At 62.7% G+C, this 21256-nt stretch carries 16 protein-coding genes; 9 read left to right on the top strand and 7 right to left on the bottom strand.

Annotated elements, in window-relative coordinates:
- Positions 1-9 precede the first annotated feature (9 nt).
- Both CLV47_RS09985 and ppc read right to left on the bottom strand, forming a co-directional pair.
- Positions 10-1512, bottom strand: a complete 1503-nt coding sequence (locus CLV47_RS09985; RefSeq protein WP_106348891.1) for a carboxylesterase/lipase family protein — start codon at positions 1510-1512, stop codon at positions 10-12.
- 23 nt (positions 1513-1535) lie between these two features.
- Complete coding sequence (ppc, locus tag CLV47_RS09990) at positions 1536-4322, bottom strand: phosphoenolpyruvate carboxylase (protein ID WP_106348892.1); 2787 nt, start codon at positions 4320-4322, stop codon at positions 1536-1538.
- Between the two features lie 234 nt (positions 4323-4556).
- Here ppc and CLV47_RS09995 point away from each other — a divergent pair, with 234 nt between their 5' ends.
- Entirely contained in the window at positions 4557-6164 is a 1608-nt protein-coding gene (locus tag CLV47_RS09995) for a proline-rich domain-containing protein (RefSeq protein ID WP_146135348.1), read from the top strand.
- Between the two features lie 13 nt (positions 6165-6177).
- Here CLV47_RS09995 and CLV47_RS10000 read toward each other — a convergent pair whose 3' ends face one another.
- Positions 6178-6822: a PadR family transcriptional regulator gene (locus tag CLV47_RS10000; protein WP_170111024.1), complete on the bottom strand. Its 645-nt coding sequence runs from the start codon at positions 6820-6822 to the stop codon at positions 6178-6180.
- Positions 6823-6947: 125 nt separating this feature from the next.
- Here CLV47_RS10000 and CLV47_RS10005 point away from each other — a divergent pair, with 125 nt between their 5' ends.
- From CLV47_RS10005 to CLV47_RS10015, 3 genes are read left to right on the top strand one after another with little or no spacing between them, the layout of a single operon-like run.
- On the top strand, positions 6948-7739 hold the full coding sequence (locus CLV47_RS10005) for a PIG-L deacetylase family protein (protein ID WP_106348895.1): 792 nt from the start codon (positions 6948-6950) through the stop codon (positions 7737-7739).
- A gap of 34 nt (positions 7740-7773) precedes the next feature.
- Positions 7774-9204: an FAD-binding oxidoreductase gene (locus CLV47_RS10010; protein WP_202862493.1), complete on the top strand. Its 1431-nt coding sequence runs from the start codon at positions 7774-7776 to the stop codon at positions 9202-9204.
- Between the two features lie 10 nt (positions 9205-9214).
- Entirely contained in the window at positions 9215-9718 is a 504-nt protein-coding gene (locus CLV47_RS10015; protein ID WP_106348896.1) for a low molecular weight protein-tyrosine-phosphatase, read from the top strand.
- 86 nt (positions 9719-9804) lie between these two features.
- Here the strand turns inward: CLV47_RS10015 and CLV47_RS10020 are convergent, their stop codons facing one another.
- The 4 genes from CLV47_RS10020 to CLV47_RS10035 form a co-directional block, all read right to left on the bottom strand.
- Positions 9805-10788, bottom strand: a complete 984-nt coding sequence (locus CLV47_RS10020; protein ID WP_106348897.1) for a glycine betaine ABC transporter substrate-binding protein — start codon at positions 10786-10788, stop codon at positions 9805-9807.
- Positions 10789-10907: 119 nt separating this feature from the next.
- On the bottom strand, positions 10908-11891 hold the full coding sequence (locus CLV47_RS10025; RefSeq protein ID WP_202862494.1) for a glycine betaine ABC transporter substrate-binding protein: 984 nt from the start codon (positions 11889-11891) through the stop codon (positions 10908-10910).
- Positions 11892-12014: 123 nt separating this feature from the next.
- Positions 12015-12881, bottom strand: coding sequence for an ABC transporter permease (locus CLV47_RS10030; RefSeq protein ID WP_106348898.1), 867 nt, complete (start codon positions 12879-12881; stop codon positions 12015-12017).
- Positions 12881-14191, bottom strand: a complete 1311-nt coding sequence (locus CLV47_RS10035) for a quaternary amine ABC transporter ATP-binding protein (RefSeq protein ID WP_106348899.1) — start codon at positions 14189-14191, stop codon at positions 12881-12883. Before CLV47_RS10035 ends, CLV47_RS10030 begins: the two co-directional genes overlap by 1 nt.
- Before the next feature lie 635 nt (positions 14192-14826).
- Here CLV47_RS10035 and CLV47_RS10040 point away from each other — a divergent pair.
- The 5 genes from CLV47_RS10040 to mfd all read left to right on the top strand — a co-directional run bounded on the left by CLV47_RS10040 (position 14827) and on the right by mfd (position 20996).
- Positions 14827-15480 (top strand): 50S ribosomal protein L25/general stress protein Ctc, encoded by a 654-nt coding sequence (locus tag CLV47_RS10040; RefSeq protein ID WP_106348900.1) that lies wholly within the window; start codon positions 14827-14829, stop codon positions 15478-15480.
- Between the two features lie 4 nt (positions 15481-15484).
- Positions 15485-16072: an aminoacyl-tRNA hydrolase gene (pth, locus tag CLV47_RS10045; protein WP_106348901.1), complete on the top strand. Its 588-nt coding sequence runs from the start codon at positions 15485-15487 to the stop codon at positions 16070-16072.
- A gap of 25 nt (positions 16073-16097) precedes the next feature.
- Entirely contained in the window at positions 16098-16862 is a 765-nt protein-coding gene (locus tag CLV47_RS10050) for an inositol monophosphatase family protein (RefSeq protein WP_238145311.1), read from the top strand.
- A 185-nt stretch (positions 16863-17047) separates the two neighbouring features.
- Positions 17048-17332, top strand: coding sequence for an HU family DNA-binding protein (locus CLV47_RS10055; protein ID WP_106349030.1), 285 nt, complete (start codon positions 17048-17050; stop codon positions 17330-17332).
- Positions 17333-17447: 115 nt separating this feature from the next.
- Complete coding sequence (gene mfd / locus CLV47_RS10060; protein WP_202862495.1) at positions 17448-20996, top strand: transcription-repair coupling factor; 3549 nt, start codon at positions 17448-17450, stop codon at positions 20994-20996.
- The last annotated feature ends 260 nt before the right edge of the window (positions 20997-21256 follow it).

Below are 21256 nucleotides of genomic sequence, written 5' to 3' on the forward strand. Positions count from 1 at the left end.
GATGGCTGTTTAGGTGTAGTTGCGGTAGCCGGTCCATGCTTCGCGGCGGATCGAGTGCGGGTCGACGACGACCTCGTCGCGTCGTTTGAAGATCATCGTCTTGCGGCTCTCCGCCGTGTAGGCCGGCCAGTCCGTGCTCGGGTGGCCAGCACGTGCAAAGAGCAACCACTGATCGCGCATTCGCGAGCCCACCTCCTCGAATCCGCGTCCGCCGCCCAGACTGGTGAATAGCCGGGCAATCCCGCTGCGGGTCTTGCCGAACACCGCGAACAGCTCGATGCCATGTGTAGCTCCCAACCCAACCATCCGCAGGAACCGGGTGCCGTAGTCATAGCGATAGACGTACGTCGGGACGTGCGCACTGTGGCCGTCAGCGACGAGCACAGACGGCCACCAGAAAATGTGGTCGCCGCCGAGCGCGATCGCCGCGCGTTTGCTCGGATAGCCCGAATAGGCCGCCGTGACACGGTCAAGCGCGTCAGGATCAGTGTTGCCAAACAGCTTCTCGATGAGCGCCGGCGTCGTGGGCAGCACATTGCCTAGCTTGGCAAACAATGCAGCTTCGCGCCTGTTCGTGCCGATGATAAGCGGCACCTGCATGGCGGTGCCATCGGCGAACGCGTCGATCGGAAGCTTCGGGAGGTAGTCACCGTCGACGGCCAGCGCCACCGGGTTGAGTCCCGGCTGGTCTGCGGCGTATTTCTTGGTGAGCTTGTCGAGCATGCGAACGAGGTGTGCCGGCTCGACGCTCATCAGCAGTTTTGGTGCCTGCGTCGGCCGGATTCCCGCCGTCTCGAGAAAGTCCGCCGCGAGATGCTCGGACCGTTCACGGCTGTTGACCAGTGCCGGCGCCGAGCTTTGCGCAATTGCGCGCGCGAACAGTCCGTGGGCGGCCGGGGTCGCCATGAGCGCCGTGACTGCCATTGCTCCGGCGGACTCACCGAAGACGGTGATTCGATCGGGGTCACCTCCAAATGCGCGGATATTGTCGTGGATCCACTGCAGCGCCGCTACTTGGTCCCGGAGGCCAAGATTGGACTCGAACTTTTGTTCCGCCGTTGAGTACGCCGAGAAATTCATGAACCCGAGTACGCCGAGGCGATAGTTGATCGACACGTAGACAATGTCACCGCGGCGCACCAGCTCGACCCCGTCGTACAAGGGCACCGAACCGGTACCGAGCGTGTTCGCGCCACCGTGGACAAACACCATGACGGGGCGCGGGGCGTCTGCGGGCATGCGGGGTGCGGTGATGTTGAGCGTGAGGCAGTCCTCGCTGACCTGAGTACGCCGCCCGACACCAAACGCGGCAGTGGTTCGTTTCTGCGGGGCCACCGCGCCGTACGACGAGGCATCACGTACGCCGCGCCACGGAGGGTGTGCTTGTGGCGCGCGGAAGCGTTGTGTCCCAACGGGTGGCGCGGCGTATGGCACGCCACGCCAGTGGACGAGGTCGTCATCCTCAAACCCGCGGAGGATCCCGCTGGCCGTCTCTACTTCTACGTCGAGCATTGTGTTACCCCCTGTATCGCTCGTCAGCCGGTGTTGCGCAGACCGGCCGCGACGCCGTTGACGGTCAGCAGTAGTGCGCGCTGCAATCGTGGGTCGGTGTCGCCTGCGCGCATCCGCGCCAGCATGGAGACTTGCAGATGGTTGATCGGGTCCAGATACGAGTCGCGGACGCCGAGGGTCCGTTGCAGCATCGGCTGCCGGTCAAGCAGCGCTTTCTCACCGGTGATGGTGAGTACAGCGTGCACGGTGCGCTCGTACTCTTCTTTGATATCAACGAAAATGTGTCGCAGCGATGGGTCCACGAGGGACTCGACGTAGCTCTCGGCGATGTCCATGCGGGTTTTAGTGAGGGTCATCTCCACGTTAGAGATGAATGTCGCGAAGAAGTGCCAGTCGGTGTACATCGTTTTGAGCTGCTCGCCCAGCCCGGCGTGAATGGCAGCCTCGATACCGGTTCCGACGCCGTACCACCCAGGCACGATCTGTCGGGACTGGGTCCATCCAAAGACCCAGGGGATGGCACGCAAGCCTTCGAGCCCGGCGCCGCTGTCGGGGCGCTTCGATGGCCGGCTGCCGAGCTTGAGTGAACCCAGCTGTTCAACGGGGGTCGACTGCCAGAAGTATTTGGGGAGGTCGGGATGGTCGACCAGTGTCCGATAGGACGCAAACGACGCATCAGAGATGAGAGTCATCGCGGCGTCCCACACCTCGAGCTCGTCCGGTGTTTGGCGCGGTTCGCGGTGTAGGACCGTCGCCTCGATCACTGCGGCAAGAGTGAGTTCGAGGTTTTCGCGTGCCAGCTCGGGCATCGTGTACTTATCGGAGATGACCTCGCCCTGCTCGGTCACCTTGATCTCACCGTCGAGCGTGCCGTATGGCTGCGCGAGGATCGCGTCATGAGTGGGTCCGCCACCGCGGCCGACTGATCCGCCGCGGCCGTGAAAGAGCCGCAGACGTACGCCGTGCTTGGCGCTCACGTCCCGCAGTACTCGTTGTGCCCGGTGGATTTCCCACTGGCTGGTGGCGATTCCGGCGTCCTTGTTGGAGTCCGAATAGCCGAGCATGACTTCCTGCACGCCGCCTCGGATATCGACGACTTTGCGATACGACGGGTCGCTGAGCATTTCGTCGAGGATGTCGCCGGCGGCCCGGAGTTCCGCGACGGTCTCAAGCAGCGGCACGAAGCCGATGCGTGCCACACCCCCTGCGATATCGACAAGCTGTGCCTCTCGGGCGAGCACGACGGCGGCAAATACGTCGTCCGCGCCTCGCGTCATCGAGATGATGTAGCTCTCGATGATGTGTGGTCCGAACCTGTCGAGCGCGCGGCGAATCGCGGCGAACGTGTTGTAGGTCCGCCTGCCTGCGTCGTCGAGTGGAGGAGGAGTGGGCGCCAGTGGCCGCCGGCTGGTCAGTTCACGGCTCAGGAAGTTTTGCCTGTAGTCGCGTGGCATGTCGGCGTACAGCCAGCCTTCTTCGACGAGCCGGTCGACGAGCTGTCCAACAGCGTGGTGGTGCGCGTCCGCGTGCTCGCGCACGTCCATCGTCGCTACGTGCATACCAAAGCACGACACCAGCCGGATCAGCCGGGCTAGGGGCCCGCGCGCCATCAGTTCCCCGCGGTTCTTGACGAGTGAGTCGCGGACGATGTGCAGATCCTTGAGCAGGTCGTCTGTCCCGACGTAGTCTCGTCCCGGTTGGTGTTGTGCGGTGCGCCTTATGCGCGTTCGGGTGTTGACCAGCTTTTGGCGCACACAGGCAAGTTTGAGGCGGTACGGCTCTTCGGTGTTGAGCCGTAGCGTGCGGCGATCGAGCTCTGGAAGATTCTCGATATCGGTCTGCAGATCCGCGGCGAACTCTTCGCTCGTGCCGATAATCCGGGAGGATGACGAGATCTCGGCGGACACGACGTCTACTGCCGCGATGAGGCGGGCGACACCCTGCTCATGTTGCAGGGCCAGAATCTCGAGCGTCGACGTTTCCGAGACGTTGGGATTGCCATCGCGATCGCCGCCGATCCAGGTGCCAAATGTGAGGGGTGCGGCGGTCTCGGCGAGGATGCCGCCGTGCTCGGCCACCGCGTCTGCGAAGTCGACCAACAGGTCCGGGACCGTCTGGTCCATCAGTTGGCTGGTGTAGTAGAGCGCGTTGCGTGCCTCATCAGGGACCTGCGGCTGGTCGACTCGTAGTTCATCGGTTTGCCACATCGCTTCGATCAGCTCAGCCATCCGACGGTTCTTGCGGCGCTCACCGAGGCTATCTCCAGCGAGCAACGTGTCGCCGATTGCGCGGAGCTTACCGAGCACCGAACGTCGGCTTGCCTCCGTCGGGTGTGCCGTGAAGACAGGCCGCACAGCGACGCTGCGCAGTGCGGTACTCAGTGCGGCCGCACCGCTCTCATTGACGACCTTGTCGAGGGCACGTTGCATCCATCCGTCCCCGGATGTGCGATCCCTGAGTGTCCGGATCCGGTCGATCTGCTCGGCGATGTTGGCGAGCTGGAAGTACGACGAGAATGCCCGCACAAGGTTGGTGGCAGTTGACAGGTCCGCATTGGCCAGCACCGTCGTGAGATCGTGCAACGCGCCTGGCTCGCCGCTCTGGACGGATTTTGCATGCGAGCGAATCTCTTCGACCGTCGCGAGGAGTTGCTCTGAGACCTGGCGAGTCAGTGTCTCGCCCAGGAGATCGCCAAGCTGGCGAATGTCCCGACGCAGCAGCGCGTCGTCGGACGATGTGCCGTGTTCTGAGTCCGCGTTTGCCGCTGACGGCCGGGTGGAATTCTCGGTCGGCGGTGGATCTGAAGGCATGGCGTCCTTTGTTCGACGGTGTTCGGCCGCGAGACGGCGTATCAGTCGGGTCCGATCCACCCTAGCGCCGAGGCGGAGACGCGGTTGCCTCACCATGAGTGTCACATCTCAACTCAAGATCGATCGGACCGAAACCAGGGCCGTTGCGAATTCGTCAGTTTATTCTGCGTAGTGATTTGGCCGCGGCAAGCGGCCGCGCCAATGACACGTCGATTCACGCGATGGAGCATCGAAATGACCACACCTCCCGGTGGAAACAACCCTGGTCCCTGGAATGATCCGAACCGGCATCAGCAGTTCGGCCCTCCGTCGGGTGGGTTTCCGGTTCAGGGTCCGCCGTCGGGTGGGTACCCGGTTCAGGGTCCGCCGTCGAGTGGGTACCCGGTTCAGGGTCCGCCGTCGGGTGGATATCCGGCTCCGGGTCCGCAGGCCGGGTTCAACCAGCCTATGTACGGCCAGCAAACCACAATGTTCAACGAGCCGCCGAAAAAGAAGCGATCCAACAAGGGGTTGTGGATCGGCGCCGGTGCTGTCGTAGTGGTCGCCGCCGTTGTGGCGAGCTACTTCGTATTCATCAAGTTCGGCGGAATCAACGACGACAAGGGCGAAGTAGCGAACGCGAAGTCGTTTCTGTCCTCAACGGAGAAGACCTGGCGCGATGGTCTCCCTAAGGACGGCATCAATACGAGCAAAGATGCGGGTTGTTTCTATGTCCTCAACAAGGATGACAAGATCAGCGGACAGGTCGCGTGCGGCCCAGCCCGTCGATCGAGCACCGAGGCCGGGAAAGTCTGGGATGTCTATCCTTTCAAGACTTCGACAAATAGCGGCAAGCAGCGGGCGGGCGACCTGGGCAAGGTGAAGGTCTCTCAAGGTAAACCCGTGGGGACGCTGGTTACAGCGGCCGGCGATGAGCCTGCAGACGACGGTAAAGACCTGAAGGAACCGCCACTGCCTGAAGCCGACTCGCATGGCGTGTGGAGCGACAAGGTCAAACTGGATGACAAGGCCAAAGGTGACTCGGTCAAGCTCGACGATACGAGCGCGCTCATTTTCCCTGGTGTGGAGATGACGGTTTCGAATGTTGTGGAATACAAGAGTGCTGCTATAGATGGGAAGCTCAGTCAGCCGGCGAAAGACGAGAAGTTTCTCGCGGTGACGTTTAGCCAGGATTCCGGCTCGGTGAGTGGCTCAACGGCGCCAGCGCTCGGATTCGACCTCGACGACAAGATCTATAAGAGCGATGTCGTACTCAGTGGCTATGACCCGGAGATGACAGTGCTGGTCTCGGTGCCGAAGAAGGGCGAGTCCGCTCTTGTTCTCGATGCGGATGGGCATCAGCAGAGCATTGACTTGGCCACGGGTAAGCGAGTCGCGAACCCGAACTTCGACATCTTTTACCAGCCTGAGTCGACCGTGTCGCCGGCGAGCGCATTGACCTACCCCCAGGTCCCGGTCGCTGACGGCCTGACCGCGTCGATGGACGCGACGGTCAACAGTGCGACGTTGTCGGGGTATGACGACAAACTGGGTTGGCCGGATGAGGGAAAGAGCTGGCTGACGGTCGAAGTCGGGCAGTCGGTGACCCTCTATTCCGCGAGCGGTAACTCCGGATACACCTCGTATACCCTCGACTGCACTAGTTCGACCATCGACGGCGGCGTGACGCCATCGAGTTGTGACCCAGTCGGCGGTGGTGTCTATTCGATGGTGTTCGCGGCGCCCATCGGGACGAAGCAGTTTACGGTGACGTTCAATGCGGCTATTACGGCGACCGCGGCGGGACTGCCAGACCTGACGTTCAGCTTCACAGGTCAGTCGGCCGCGATTACCCTGCCGTAGGCGGCGCGCGAGGTTAGCCGGCGTGATCTTGGAAGTAGTCGAGGGCGGCTTTACGCGCCGCGACGCCCGGGTCGTTGGTATCGTTCCACTTGGTGGCTAACCCACCGGCATCCTGTGCCCAGCGTTCGGTGAATTCGGCGAGGCCGATCGCGTAAGACATCGCGAGAGCGTTGATGTGCACGCGATCTGGGAATGGTCCACCGTTCTCGGCAACCTCGCGACACATCGCGGCGAGAACTTCGCCCTGTCGGGTGGCGTTGTCGCGGATCGCGTTCAGTGATGCGAGCAGATCGCCTTTACTGCCATTTTCGGCGACGAAGATCTTTACCATTCCCTCGAACTCGATCACCGGCGGCGACGTCGGCGGCTGGGCTAGCCAAGATTTCAACGCCTCGCGACCGGTATCGGTGATCTGCCAGCAGGTGCGCGGTCGGCGACCGACCACCTCTTTACGCGATGTTGCGTATCCGGCGGCCGCGAGCCGCTTGGGTTCGTCGTAGATCCGTCGTTCAGCGCGTGGCCAGAAGTAGCTGAAGCTGCGCTCCATCTGCTGCGCGAGCTCGTACGTCGTCCATTCGTGCATTGCGAGGAGACCAAGCACGGCGAACGATGTCGCGGTCATTGTCGGCATCGACGTACTGCCGTTGCTTTGTGCCATTTGGAAACTCCTAATAGTCGACCACTCACATGATACTGCCATTGACATGCTGCAAATGACAGTATTATGGTGGTCGCCAATGGACGACCCGCGTGGGTAGTCCATCGGATTGACGGGGGTCCTCGATGGTGTCGAAAAACGCTGATGCGACCGACATACTCGTTGTAGTCGCCCATCCCGACGATGAGTCGTTCGGGTGCGGATCGACGATCGCGTATGCAGCGAGCCGGGGGGCACGAATCAGTGTCTGCTGCGCGACCTTTGGTGAAGCGGGACAGCTCGCCGAAGGAGTCGATCTCGGTGGCCGAAAACTGGCCGCCGTACGCGCCGAGGAACTCCGTCAAGCCACCCACATTCTCGGCGCGCGATGCGTCGAGCCCCTTAACCTTCTCGATTCGGGATGGGATGGCCCACCTCCGGACGGATCGCTATGCGGGATACCGAATGGCGATCTTGTCGACAAGATCGCCGTTGTCATAGCTGAGCACCGGCCGAGCGTCGTACTGACCCTGGCGGGAGACGACGGGCATCGCGATCACCTTCGGCTTGCCGGCGCCACGGAGGCCGCGTTTAATCGTTCCGCTGGAGTCGATGCGAGCCTCTATCGGTGGTGCCTGCCCAACGACCTGATGCAGCGGTGGGCCGAGGAAATGACAGCATTGCGCCCGGACACCGCGCATCTCGCTCTCGAGATCGCCAACCTCGGCACCCCTCGCGCCGACTGCACAACAGTTCTGGACACGAGTCCGTTTCTCATGCAACGCCGCGAAGCCGTCGCGGCACACCACACCCAGACCAGCCCATACGAAGGCCTCTCAGCCGACTTGGCCGTCGCCTTTCTGACCGAGGACTACTTGGTGCGGGTCGCCGGGGGCAGGGCCGCTACCGATGCCGGTATCCGATTCTTTGGACCGTAAGAACTAGAACTAGACATGCTCGGGGGAGTACACGATGACGCAAGAACCATTCCTTCTACCGGGTCCGGCGCAGACCATGTCGCAGGGGATCGCCGCGTTGCGGACCTTGCTGCCGGGGCAGGTTGTGTTGCCGGCCGACCCTGAGTGGCAGGCCTCGCGGATGGCCTGGTCGGTTGGGGTCGACCAGCAGCCGGTGGCCGTGGTGGATGTTCGCACCGCTGCTGATGTTGTGGCCGTCGTACGCTTGGCGCGCTCGATCGGCGTGAGCGTGACGGCGCAGCCGGTTGGACACGGTGCCACCACGGCCTTGAACGGCGCAATATTGCTGCGTACTAGTGGCTTGGACGAACTAATGATCGATCCGGTACGCCGCGTCGCACGTCTCGGCGCCGGCGTGCGGTGGGGTGCGCTCCTCAATGCAGCGGAGGAGCACTCGCTTGTCGGACTGGTCGGCAGCAGCAATGATCCGTCGGTCGTGGGGTTGTGCCTCGGTGGCGGGCTGAGCTGGTTTGGCCGGGCTTTCGGGCTTTCCGCCAACGACGTACTCGCAGTGGAGGCGGTCAACGCCGACGGCGATGCCGTGCGCGTAACCGCCGACGGCGATCCGGACCTGTTCTGGGCATTGCGCGGCGGCGGCGGCGAGTTTGCCATCGTCACAGCGATCGAGCTGGCGCTACACGCGGCGGCGGAGCTGACCGGCGGTCGGCTGTTGTGGCCGATCGCGCATGCCGGCGCCGTCCTCGAACGCTTCCTGGAAATCACTCAGGACGCGCCGGACAACTTTTCGATCTGGGCCAACCTGCTGCAGTTCCCCCCGCTACCGGAAGTGCCTGATCCGCTACGTGGTGGGAGTTTTGTCAGCGTGGACGTGACGTGCCTTGGACCAGTCGACGAGGTTCAGCGACTTCTTGCGCCGATGCGAACCCTGCCGACACCACTACTCGACTCAGTTGGCCCGGTGTCGATCGGACAGATCGATACGATCGCGGCCGAACCGACCGATCCCATGCCGTCACGACATATGTCGTTGCTATTGAGACGGTTCGACCTCGACGCAGCGGCAGCCCTTGTGGAGGCGGTCGGAATAGACTCCGGATCGATGCTGACTTCTGTACAGTTGCGCCACCTTGGCGGTGCACTTGCCCGTTCGGTTGACGGTGGAGGCGCGGTCGACGTAGTCGAAGAGCCGTTTCAGATTCTCGGCCTCGGCGTACCGGTCACCCCGCAAGCTGATATCGCAATACAAGCGGATTTGGCGCGGCTCAAAACGGCGATGGCGCGGTACTCCTCAGGACGGACCTCCTTCAATTTCCTGCACCCAGGGGAGAACCGGATCAAGGCCCATACGCCGCAAACCCTCGCTCGGTTGCGCGCGATTAAGGCACAGCGCGATCCGCACGGCGTGATTCGCGGCAACTTCCCGCTGACGGCTCGCCCGGCTGGCGAACAGAGTGCGGATCAATAGACTGGGGCGCATGCGAGTTCCATATCGGATCATTACGGTCTGCACCGGCAATATCTGCCGTTCGCCGATGGCCGAATTCATGCTGCGGAAGGCTTTTGAGAACGAGCAGTTGCGCGAGCAGGTCGAGGTGGACTCTGCCGCGACGTCGAGATGGGAGATCGGCAGCCCGATCGATCCTCGCGCGGCGTCGGTGCTTTCGCAACACGGACTTGGTTCAGAGAGTCATCGGGCGCGGCAGTTCGATCGGTCGTGGTTCGACGATCGCGATTTGATCCTGGCGCTCGACGACGGTCATCTGGGCGAGTTGCGCGAGTGGGCACCAAATGCGGACTCGACCGCGAAGATCCATCTTGTGCGCGAGTTCGATCCGGAAGCTGTAGATGGCGACCTGTCGATTGCAGACCCTTGGTATGGCTCGTCAGAAGACTTCGAGCGGACATGGGATCTCATCTCGGCCGCCATACCCGGCATTGTCGGGTACGTCCAAAAGCAACTTTCGCACACCACCGGCTGATTACCGACGTCCCGTGAGGCTGTATTGGACCGCGCACGACTGATGGTGCCGTGCAAGGTCACTCGCACGGCACCATCCGACAAAGACTAGAGCTTCCCGCTTGTCAGCTGATCGGCAAACTCCGGGTTTTCGTTGAGCCATTGTGCGACGGCGGCGTCGTTGTCTTTACCCGCGAAGTTGTCGTCACCGAACATTACGTTTTCCAGCTCCGCGAGCTGCTCGTCGTTGAGAACAAGGTTCTTGACGATTTGAGAGGCCTTCGGGAAGTCGTCCTGGAATCCCTTCCGCGCGAACGTGTGGATGAACTCGTCGCCGCCCATGGCGCCCTTCGGATCTTCGAGGTCGCGCATCGGGAACGCCGCGTATGCCCAGTGCGGACGCCAGAGGGTGACGGCGATGTTGGTGCCGTCCGCCTGCGACTTCTTGATCGCGGCAAGCATTGCCGGCGTAGACGAGGTGGTGTACTCGAGGTTGTCAAGGCCGTACTCGGGAATCGCCTTCTCTTTGGTCATCTTCGTCAGTCCGGCGCCAGGCTCGATGCCGATGAGCTTGTTGTCGTACTTGTCGCCCATCTTCTTCAGATCGCCGATCGTCTGGGCGGGGGAGTCCTCGTTAACGGCGATGGTGTTCTTTCCCTTGTTGTACCAGCAGCCGAGGTCTTCGAGCTTGTCGCCGTATTTTTTGATATAGCTGGCGTGTGTGACCGGGAGCCAGCCGTCGGTCAGGAAGTCGATATCGCCCTGCGCGACGCCGGTGTAGCCCGGTGCGGCTTCGAACGCCTTGATGTTGACGGTGTAGCCGTCCTTCTCGAAGATCGCCTTGAGTAGATGGGCGGTCGCAAAAGACTCGTCCCAACCGTTGAAGGCGCCGATGGTGATGTCCTTCTTGGCGTCGGCCTGTTCGGACGAGACGTCTTTGGCGCCCTTGCGCATGTCGCACTTGTCCCATTTGGTGCCGGCCGATGAACTGGTGCCCTCAGAGTCGCTGGACGCGTTGGAGGCGCCGCAAGCGGAAAGCGTCAATGCCCCCAGTGCCAGCAGCGTGGTGAGAAATTTGGATCGCTTGAACATTCATCTCCTTGGTTTTGTATCTCTTAGGTATGGGTCGAGGCAGATTTGGGCAGTAAGAAGCCGCGGTAGTCGAGCAATGAAACTCGCCTACCGCGGCTATTACTTACATCTAGTTAGTTTTAGAGCTTGCCAGTCGTCAGCTGATCGATGAAGTCAGGGTTTTCGCTGAGCCACTGGGCAACGGCGGCGTCATTGTCCTTGCCGGCGAAGTTGTCGTCACCGAACATCACGTTTTCCAGGGACGACAGGTTCTCGTCGCTGAGGATGAGGTTCTTGACGATCTGCGAGGCCTTCGGGAAATCGTCCTGGAATCCGGTGCGAGCGAAGGTGTGGATGAACTCCTTGCCGCCCATGGCGCCCTTCGGATCCTTGAGGTCGCGCATCGGGAACGCGGCGTACGCCCAGTGTGGACGCCACAGCGTGACGGCGATGTTGGTGCCGTCCGCCTGCGACTTCTTGATCGCCGCGAGCATTGCCGGTGTCGAGGAGATGGTGTACTCGAGGTTGTCGAGGCCGTACTCCGGGATGGCCTTCTTAGTCTGCTTGGTCAGACCGGCGCCGGCCTCGATGCCGATGAGCTTGTTGTCGTACTTGTCGCCCATCTTCTTCAGGTCGCCGATGCTCTGCGCGGGGGAGTCCTTATTGACGGCGATCGTCAGCTTGGCGTTGTCGTACCAGCAGCCGAGGTCTTCGAGCTTGTCGCCGTACTTCTTGAGGTAGTCCGCGTGCGTTACCGGAAGCCAACCGTCGGTCAGGAAGTCGATATCGCCTTGAGCGACCCCGGTGTAACCAGGTGCGGCTTCGAATGCCTTGATATTGACCGTATAGCCGTCTTTTTCGAGCACGGCCTTGAGCAGGTGCGCGGTCGCGAAAGACTCGTCCCAGCCGTTGAAGGCGCCGATGGTGATGTCCTTCTTGGCGTCGGCCTTCTCCGACGACGCGTCTTTGACGCCCTTGTGCATATCGCAGTTAGCCCACTTGCTGGACGCCGCGTCGTTGGACTTGCTGCCCGAGTCGCTTGAGGTGTTGGACGCTCCGCACGCGGACAGCGCAAGTGCGCCGACCGCGAGCATGCTCGCAAATACCCTACTTTTCTTGAACACTGTTCTCCTCTGTTCCGTATGTAATTTCGTTCCGTATGTAGTTTTGGTTGTGCACAGCGGCTATCGCGCGCAGTCTTTATCGCGCACCGCACAATGGTGCAAAAACGAACGTGCCTACATGGCCTAGGCGTCGGCGGTTTCGCGGGATCGCAACGACGACGACCGAGTGCCAAGCGCGTTGCTGAGCCGGTCTAGGTAGATCGCGATGAATACGACCGCGAGGCCAGCTTCCATACCGAGCGGCACATCAAGGCTGCTCAGTGAGCCGACCACGGCGCCACCAAGTCCGCCCGATCCGGCCATGCCGGCGAGTACGACCATCGACAGGGACAGCATGATCACCTGGTTTACGCCGGCCATGATCGTGGGTAGCGCAAGTGGAAGCTGGATCTGCCGCAGGATGCGACTGGGGCTCGCGCCGAACGCGTGCCCGGCCTCGACGACTTCCTTGTCGACTCCGCGGATGGCCAGCTCAGTGAGCCGTACGCCGGGCGGAAGGGCGAAAATGATTGTCGCGATAGCGCCCGGGGTCGTCCCGACGCTGAAGATCGTGATGGCCGGGATGAGATAGACCAACGCGGGTAGCGTCTGCATGAGGTCGAGGATCGGCTTGACGATCCGCGAGACCGTAGTTGACCGCGCGGCCCAGATTCCAAGAGGAATAGCGATCGCGAGCGCAATAACGACGGCGACAAGGACGAGCGCGATGGTGCTCATCGCGTTCTCCCACTGGTTGAATCCGCGGATCAGATAGAAGCCGACGACCGTAGCCAGTGCAAACTTCCAGCCGCGCACGAAGTAGGCGAGGACCGCCAGCACGACGATGATGATTAGGTAGCTCGGCGTCGAGAGCACGTAGTTGAGGCCGTCGTAGAAACCGTCGAGCACGATCTTGATGAAGTCGAACAGCCACGCGATGTGGGTGGTCAGCCAGTCGAGGATGTCGTTGATCCAGTCGCCAACCGGTATTCGGGGGTTGAGTACGTCCATTACGAGTGCACCTCCTCGGCGTTCGGTTCAAGGTCTTGGGGCGCATCACTCACGGGTGCGCCATTCGACGCCACTGGTATCCCTGTGTGCGGCCGACCGTTTTCGTCGACGACCTCGACGTGCTCCTCGCCGTTGGTCAGGTTGGCCATGGACGCAAGCAATGCCACCCGTGGGATGACGCCGCGTAGCCGACCTTGTTCGTCGACGACCGCTAGCGGAATCGGTGAACCCGATGAGGGGGCAAACAATCCGACCAGGGGAGTGTCAGGCGCGACCGTATTGAGCAAGTCAGTGCGGATGAGGCCCTCGATCGACATGACGTTCTTTTTTGCCGCTGCTATCGCATCGTCATCGCTTACGTAGCCGAGCAGCTTGCGGTCGCGAGATGTGACCAGCACCCCGGATTGCTGGTTTTTGCGCAGTTCTTCCACGACGCGGCGCGGTCCGGCGTTGCTCGATACGACGGCGGTCGGCTGCTCCATCACCGAACTGGCCGTGAGAACGCGGGTGCGGTCGACGTCCTGCACGAACTGGGCGACGTAGTCGTTTGCCGGGTCGGTCAGGATTTGCTCGGCGGTGCCGATCTGCACGATCCGGCCGTCACGCATGACCGCGATCCGGTCGCCGACATACATCGCTTCGTTGAGATCGTGAGTGATAAAGATGATCGTCTTGCCGAGCGTTGCCTGGAGCTCGATCAGCTGGTCCTGCATCTCGCGGCGAATGAGCGGGTCGAGAGCGGAGAACGCCTCGTCCATCAGCAAGATGTCGGTCTCCGCGGCGAGCGCGCGGGCCAGCCCAACGCGCTGCTGCATACCGCCTGAAAGCTGTCCTGGGTATTGGTCGCCCCAGCCTTCGAGCCCCACCGTGTCGAGCCATTTGTCGGCGCGTTCGTCACGCTCGGACTTTGGTACGCCGTTGACCTCAAGTGCGTAGGCGGCGTTCTCTCTCACCGTGCGATGCGGCATCAAGGCAAAGTGCTGGAACACCATCGAGACTTTATCTCTGCGGATGTCGCGCAATTGGCTGTCCGAAGCCTTCGCGAGATCGGTATCTTCGACGAAAACCGACCCTGACGAGGGCTTCCAGAGACCGTTGAGCATCCGGATGAGTGTGGACTTGCCCGAACCGGACAGTCCCATAACAACGAAGATCTCGCCTTCGTTGACATCGAAACTTGCGTCTATGACGGCAGCGGTACCGAGGTTCTTGACCTCCTTGGCCGAAGCGCCTTCGCTGAGGCGTTTGACCGCCTCGCCCTCGCGCCTGCCGAAGACTTTGTACACGTTCTGTGCGCGTACCTTTGTCACCTAGTCAAACCTCCATGTCATGTGCACCACCGACGATCGGCAGACAGCCAGACTCGCAGTACGTCGCGTATTGCGCGGATGTCGCGGCCAATGTCGGCTCAGCGAGCAACGTGCTCGCATGCGCACTCCGGGTGGGGCCGGCGTCCCGTGAAGGACCGCTTGCCCGAGGCATCGTGTTAAGTGCAGTCGATGCACCTCGCCCGGTTGTATCAATGCGACGTGAGCCGTTAGACCGCTCATTTTCCGCGGGCCTAACGAGGGCTTGGAGAGCCGCATACGTCGCAAACAGTCAAACGGAACCCGGTCAGATGACCGGATTCCATATCCCCAATACAACCACGTATGGATTACGTGAGGGAAACGCACCCGCAAATTGTTACCTGACTTAAACAATAATGTGTGCGGGTTGTCACGAAAGGCGTAAATCGGTCGATACGTCGGCGTCTTGTGCGTACGATAGCGGGGTTGTCCGGCGAGGGTTACGCACAATTGCGCGACCGTTATCGACGGCCAGCGGTCAGATGTGTCCCACACGGATTCCTCGTGTGGTCTTCTACGTCGTACGCCGCGTGGTCCAAAGATCGTCGTGGCGCATCGACATTATCGAGTATTCGATTATCTAGGAGAGCACCACAGTGTCTGACGAAGTACGTATCCCCGCGACGAAGCGGAGTGAATTCGGCAAGGGCTCGGCCCGCCGCACCCGCCGCGAAGGCAACATCCCGGCCGTCCTCTACGGCCACGGCACCGATCCGGTCCACCTCGCGTTAGCAGGGCACACCCTCACGATGGCGTTGCGTCATGGCGGCACCAACACGCTCCTCACGATTGAGGTCGACGGGGACGATGTCTTGGCGCTGCCGAAGGACCTCCAGATCCACCCCATCAAGCGGATCATCAGCCATCTCGATCTACTCATCGTGCGCAAGGGCCAGAAGGTCCACGTTGATGTGCCGATCGTCTTGGTCGGCGAGGCGGCCCCGGGCACCCAAATCAACACCGATATGCAGGAAGTCTCGATCGAGGCCGAGGCCACGAACATTCCTGAGACGATCGAGGTCAACATCGACGGCTTCGAGATCGGCACCCAGGTCCTGGCGTCCGATCTTCAGTTGCCGTCCGGTTCGGTCCTGGTGTCCGATCCTGAGACTCTCGTGCTCAACATTGTCGAGCCGCAGGAGGCCGACACCGACAGCGATGCCGAGGCCGAAGAGACCGCGACCGAGGCCTCGTCCGAAGCGTCCGATGCTGAGCCCGCCGGCGAGGCCGATAAGTCTGACGAAGAGTAGCTAGATGCCGACGACGGGCTCATTACTTGTCGTCGGCCTGGGTAACCCCGGTCCGACGTACGCCGCCACGCGGCACAACGTCGGCTACATGGTTGCAAATGTGCTCGCCGCCCGGTCCGGTGTTTCCTTCAAGAGACACCGGACCGGCGCCGAGATCGCCGAGACGCACCTCGGCGCGCCACCCGCGCCTCGTGCGGTGCTGGCTAAACCGCTGAGCTTTATGAACCTGTCCGGAGGTCCGGTAAGCGGGCTGGCGTCGTACTTCCATATCGAGGTCGCCGGTGTGGTGGTCATCCACGACGAGCTGGATCTACCGCTGGGCACCGTTCGGCTCAAACAAGGCGGCGGCGACAACGGCCACAATGGACTGCGGTCGATCACCAAATCGCTGTCGACTAAGGACTATGTGCGCATCCGTGTTGGAATCGGCCGTCCGCCTGGTCGCCAAGACCCGGCCGATTTTGTGCTGAAGCCGTTTGCCTCGGCCGAGCGGGCTGAAGTCGGTGTCATTATCGAGGAAGCGGCCGACGCCGTCGAGCTCTTCGCGCGCGAAGGGCTGGCGGTGGCCCAAAACCGCATACACACGTCGTAGTTTCACCTAGCCCAGGAGTGACGAAGTGGCAGATCCGGTGTCCGAGCAGCTGTCCGACGACCTTGAGTTCGCCCGTGACCTCGCGCACCGGGCAGGTGAGTTACTGGTCGACCTGCGGGCGGAGATCGGGTACGCCGACCGCTGGGCGCTGATGAACGCCGGCGATCAGGCGGCGCAGAACCTCATCGCCGATCGACTCACCCGCTATCGCCCTGCGGACGCCGTACTCTCCGAAGAAGCGCCAGACTCGCTCGTGCGGCTCTCCGCGGACCGGGTATGGATCATTGACCCGGTCGACGGTACGTCGGCGTACGCCAAAGAGGGCAGCACCGAGTGGGCCGTGCACATCGCGCTCTGGGAGCGCGGCGCGCTGACTCTCGGGGTCGTCGGGCGCCCGGCGACCGGGGAGATATTCGACTCTGAGACGGCCACGCTCGAGCCGGTACGGCACACCGGAATGCGAGTCGTGGGCAGCCGCTCGCGGGCCACGAAGTTCTTCCGGGACGTCTGTGCGGACCTCGGCGCGGAGGTTGTGAGCATGTCTTCGGCGGGCATCAAGGTGCTCGCCGTGGTGACCGGCGAGGCCGACGCGTACCTGCACACCGGGGGTCAGTACCAGTGGGACAACGCGGCCCCGATAGCGGTCGCGCGGGCCGCCGGATTGCACGCGACACGCGTCGACGGACGTGAGATCGTTTACAACGAACGGTCGACCTCGATTGAGGATCTATTTATCTGCCGACCCGAACGCGTTGCGGAGATTGAGGCGGCGATTCGCCGCCATAGTTGAGAAGTAGCGTCCCGGCGACGCGCGGCACGCTCGTTTTGGCGAAATCGCAGCGGCAGTCAAAACGTGATGTTAGATGCACTGCTTCGGCCAATTGTCCGGAGTTTTGCGCCCGGCCCGGGTCAAAGATGCTGTTTACTTCCTCGGGTACTCGTGAAGTCATCACCCTGAAAGTAGGAATCACACAGATGAATCGATCTGAACTCATCCAGGCGATCGCGGGCAAGACCGATGTCGCGAACAAAGATGTCGACGCTGTCCTGTCCTCGCTTGCCGATGTCGCCGGCGAGGCGATGAACAGCGGCGACGCGATCAAGCTTCCGGGCTTCCTCACCTTTGAGCGGGTCACCCGCTCGGCCCGTACGGCGCGCAACCCCCAGACCGGCGAGGAGATCGCCGTACCGGCGAAGTTCGGCGTCAAGGTCAGTGCTGGCGCTGTGCTGAAGCGCTCGGTCGAGGGCCAGAAGCCGTAGTTTTTCTGGACGTAAAATCACACGTACCCCTTCAAGCTCGGTATCTCGCCCGTCGAGAACTGTCGTTTTGGAGGGGTACGTTTGTGTGCGTTGTATCGATTAGTGGGAGTGTCACGTGACCGCCGAGCACCAAGAAGCCGTAACTTTGCGCGGCACGCTGCACGCACTCCAAGGCGACCCTGCGCTTGCGCAGGCGCTCGAGACACTCAGCAGCGGGGACGGTAGTGGCGAGCTGACGCTACGATGCCCGCAGCCCCTGCAGCCGTTCGTGATCGCGGCCACCGCCGCACGGCTTTCAGGCAAACCGGTGATCGCGGTGACGGCAACTAACCGTGACGCCGAACTGCTCACCGAGGCGCTCGGCAGCTTGCTGGACGCCGGGGAAGTGGGCCACTTCCCATCGTGGGAAACGCTCCCACACGAGAAGCTGTCGCCCCGCGCCGACACGGTCGGCGAGCGGCTCTCGGTGCTGCGCCGGCTTGCGCACCCGGAAGAGCACGGCGCGCTGTCCGTCGTGGTCACCCCGATCCGCAGCATGCTGCAGCCGATCATCTCCGGCCTCGGTGACGTCTCGCCGGTCAATCTCAAGGCCGGCGACACTATTCCGCTTGACGACATCGTCCGGGCGCTCGTTGCCACCGGATACAGCCGGGTCGAAATGGTTGAGAAGCGCGGCGAGTTCGCGGTTCGAGGCGGCATCGTCGACGTATTCCCGCCCACGGAGCAGCATCCGGTGCGGGTGGAGCTGTGGGGCGACGACGTCGATGAGATGCGCTACTTCTCGGTTGCCGACCAGCGTTCGCTCGGCGAGGCGCCCGAAGCACTATGGGCGCCACCCTGTCGGGAACTGTTACTCACCGACGACGTCCGAGCACGGGCTGGCGCGTTGCTGCGCGAACACCCCGACCTCGCCGAGATGCTGGAGCCGATCAGCGAGGGGACCGCGGTCGAAGGCATGGAGTCGCTGATCCCCGTGCTTGTGTCCGAGGACGGCGGGCTGCGGTTGTTCGTGGAGGAGCTCGCGGCCGGCTCGTTGGTGCTGGTCTGCGACCCGCAACGCGCGCACGCCCGCGCCATCGAGATGGTGCACTCAAGCCAGGAGTTCCTCGACGCCTCGTGGGCGGTCGCGGCCGGTGGCGGTGACGCTCCGATCGACCTTGGAGCGGCGGCGTACCGCAGCATCGAGGAGGTCCGTGAGGCCGCTGAGGCGAGTGGTCAGTTGTGGTGGGAGCTCGATCCGCTCAGCGAAGGTGACATCGAGGGCGAGACCGCACTCGATGCGCACGCCGTCGAACAATACGTCGGCGACCCAGAGCGGCTAATGAGCGATGTGCGCGGCTACCTGGCCGACGGCTGGACCGTCGTGGTCACCTTCGCCGGCCACGGTACGGCGCAGCGAGCCGTCGAGCGATTTGCCGACGCGGACGTCCCCGCCCAATACGGCTGCGAGTTTCGCCCAGGCGTCGTGACTGTCACGACTGCGATGCTTGGCGCCGGTTTCGTCGCGCCGACCGCCGGGCTCGTCGTGATTACCGAGTCTGACCTGACCAGCTCCCGTGGCCAGGCCAGCAAGCCGACGGGCAAGATGCCCTCTCGTCGACGCAACGCGGTCGACCCGCTGCAGCTGCAACCGGGCGACTTCGTCGTTCACGAGCAGCATGGCGTCGGCAAATACGTCGAAATGGTGCGTCGCACGGTCAACGGTGGTGAGCGCGAATACCTCACCATCGAGTACGCCGCAGGTAAGCGCGGTCAGCCCGCTGACCGGCTTTTCGTGCCGACCGATCAGCTGGACCAGGTGACGCGTTATGTTGGCGGTGAGGCGCCGTCGCTCAACAAACTCGGTGGTTCGGACTGGGCGAAGACGAAGGGCCGCGCCCGCAAGGCGGTCAAGGAGATCGCCGGCGAGCTGATCCGGCTGTACGCGGCACGGACGTCGGCGCCCGGACACGCGTTCGGGCCGGACACTCCATGGCAGCGTGAGCTTGAGGACGCGTTTCCGTACGTCGAGACCGCAGACCAGCTCGCCGCAATCGACGAAGTCAAAAGCGACATGGAGAAGTCGGTCCCGATGGACCGGGTGATCTCCGGCGACGTGGGCTACGGCAAGACCGAGATCGCCGTGCGTGCGGCTTTCAAGGCAGTGCAGGACGGCAAGCAGGTCGCGATCCTGGTGCCCACTACTTTGCTTTCGCAGCAGCACTTTCAGACGTTCTCCGAACGCTTTAGCCAGTTCCCGGTCAAGATCGCCGAGTTGTCCCGCTTTACCCCGCAGGCCGACGTACAGGCCACGATGGAAGGTGTCGCGGACGGGACGATTGACGTCGCGATCGGCACTCATCGACTCCTGCAGCCGACCACGCGGTTCAAGGATCTCGGACTAGTCATCGTCGACGAGGAGCAGCGGTTTGGGGTGGAGCACAAGGAATACCTCAAGCAGATCCGCACCGCGGTCGACATGCTCACTATGTCCGCGACGCCGATCCCGCGCACCCTGGAGATGAGTCTTACCGGCATTCGGGAGATGTCGACGATGCTGACTCCGCCGGAGGAGCGGCACCCGATCCTGACGTTCGTGGGCGCGCAAAACGACAAGCAGCTCGTCGCGTCGATCCGACGGGAGTTGCTGCGCGACGGCCAGGTTTTCTACCTGCACAACCGGGTCCGGTCGATTGACAAGGCCGCCGCGCACATTCGCGACCTCGTTCCCGAGGCGCGGGTCGCGGTCGCGCACGGACAGATGGGCGAGGACGAGCTCGAACGCATCATGCTCGGCTTCGGGGAGCGGGAGTACGACGTACTCGTCGCGACCACGATCATCGAGGCGGGCCTTGACATCCCTAACGCCAACACCTTGATTGTGGAGCGCGCCGACCTACTCGGGTTGTCTCAACTGCACCAGATCCGAGGGCGCGTCGGCCGTTCACGCGAGCGCGCCTACGCCTACTTCCTGTATCCACCGGACCGCCCACTCAACGACACGGCCTATGACCGGTTAGCGACGATCGCGCAGAACACCGAGCTCGGCGCCGGCATGGCCGTCGCCATGAAAGACCTGGAGATCCGCGGCGCCGGCAACCTGCTCGGCGGTGAGCAGTCCGGTCACATCGCCGGGGTCGGGTTCGACCTGTACGTGCGGATGGTCGGTGAGGCCGTCGCGGACTACCGCGGTGACGCTCCGACCGAAGAGTCCGTCGACGTACGCATCGACCTGCCGGTCAGCGCGCACGTGCCGCATGACTACATCGAAGGCGAGCGGCTGCGACTCGAGGTCTACCGCAAGATCGCCGCGGTGACCGACGACGCCGTCGCTGACCAGGTTCGTGCGGAGCTTGCCGACCGCTACGGGCCGGTGCCGGTCGAGATCGAAAACCTCATCTCGGTGGCCAAGCTCCGGGCGTTGGCTACGCAGCTCGGCGTCACCGAGATCTCGACCCAGGGCAAGCAAATTCGATTTGGTCCGATAAGCCTTGGCGATGCGGCGCAGATGAAGCTCGCCCGCCTCTACAAGGGCTCCAACTACAAGTCCGGGCCGGCCGTCGTGGCGATTCCACGTCCCACCGAAGGCGCCGGGCTCGCCTCGCCGCCGCTGCGTAACCAGGCGGTCATCGACTGGGCCCGCGGCGTACTGACCGATCTCGTGCCCGTGCCAGCAACCGTCTAACAGGCGTCGGACTCTCGGAGCCGCTAGGCCTGGAATCGCCGCAGTCGACGGTCACGCTGACGCCGGGGCGCCAGTAGATGGGTTCGGCGTTGGGTCATCGTCCGGAGAAGAGCTGCTGCACCCGACGACTGCGAAAGCGACGAACGCGGCCGGGACGAGAGGCGCGTACGGAAGGCTGATGAACCTGATCGCGCACCTTAATGGCACATATGTGCTATTTCGCAGCACGATGCGGGACTTCTTGCTGCGCAGCGGCACAT

This window comes from Antricoccus suffuscus (genome assembly GCF_003003235.1).
Lineage (GTDB): Bacteria > Actinomycetota > Actinomycetes > Mycobacteriales > Antricoccaceae > Antricoccus > Antricoccus suffuscus.

Coding starts and splice junctions, on each gene's coding strand:
- CLV47_RS09985 (WP_106348891.1), bottom strand. CDS start 1,512: ATGCTCGACGTAGAAGTAGAGACGGCCAGCGGGATCCTCCGCGGGTTT.
- CLV47_RS10000 (WP_170111024.1), bottom strand. CDS start 6,822: ATGGCACAAAGCAACGGCAGTACGTCGATGCCGACAATGACCGCGACA.
- CLV47_RS09995 (WP_146135348.1), top strand. CDS start 4,557: ATGACCACACCTCCCGGTGGAAACAACCCTGGTCCCTGGAATGATCCG.
- CLV47_RS10055 (WP_106349030.1), top strand. CDS start 17,048: ATGAATCGATCTGAACTCATCCAGGCGATCGCGGGCAAGACCGATGTC.
- pth (WP_106348901.1), top strand. CDS start 15,485: ATGCCGACGACGGGCTCATTACTTGTCGTCGGCCTGGGTAACCCCGGT.
- CLV47_RS10030 (WP_106348898.1), bottom strand. CDS start 12,881: ATGGACGTACTCAACCCCCGAATACCGGTTGGCGACTGGATCAACGAC.
- CLV47_RS10010 (WP_202862493.1), top strand. CDS start 7,774: ATGACGCAAGAACCATTCCTTCTACCGGGTCCGGCGCAGACCATGTCG.
- ppc (WP_106348892.1), bottom strand. CDS start 4,322: ATGCCTTCAGATCCACCGCCGACCGAGAATTCCACCCGGCCGTCAGCG.
- CLV47_RS10015 (WP_106348896.1), top strand. CDS start 9,215: ATGCGAGTTCCATATCGGATCATTACGGTCTGCACCGGCAATATCTGC.
- CLV47_RS10005 (WP_106348895.1), top strand. CDS start 6,948: ATGGTGTCGAAAAACGCTGATGCGACCGACATACTCGTTGTAGTCGCC.
- CLV47_RS10020 (WP_106348897.1), bottom strand. CDS start 10,788: ATGTTCAAGCGATCCAAATTTCTCACCACGCTGCTGGCACTGGGGGCA.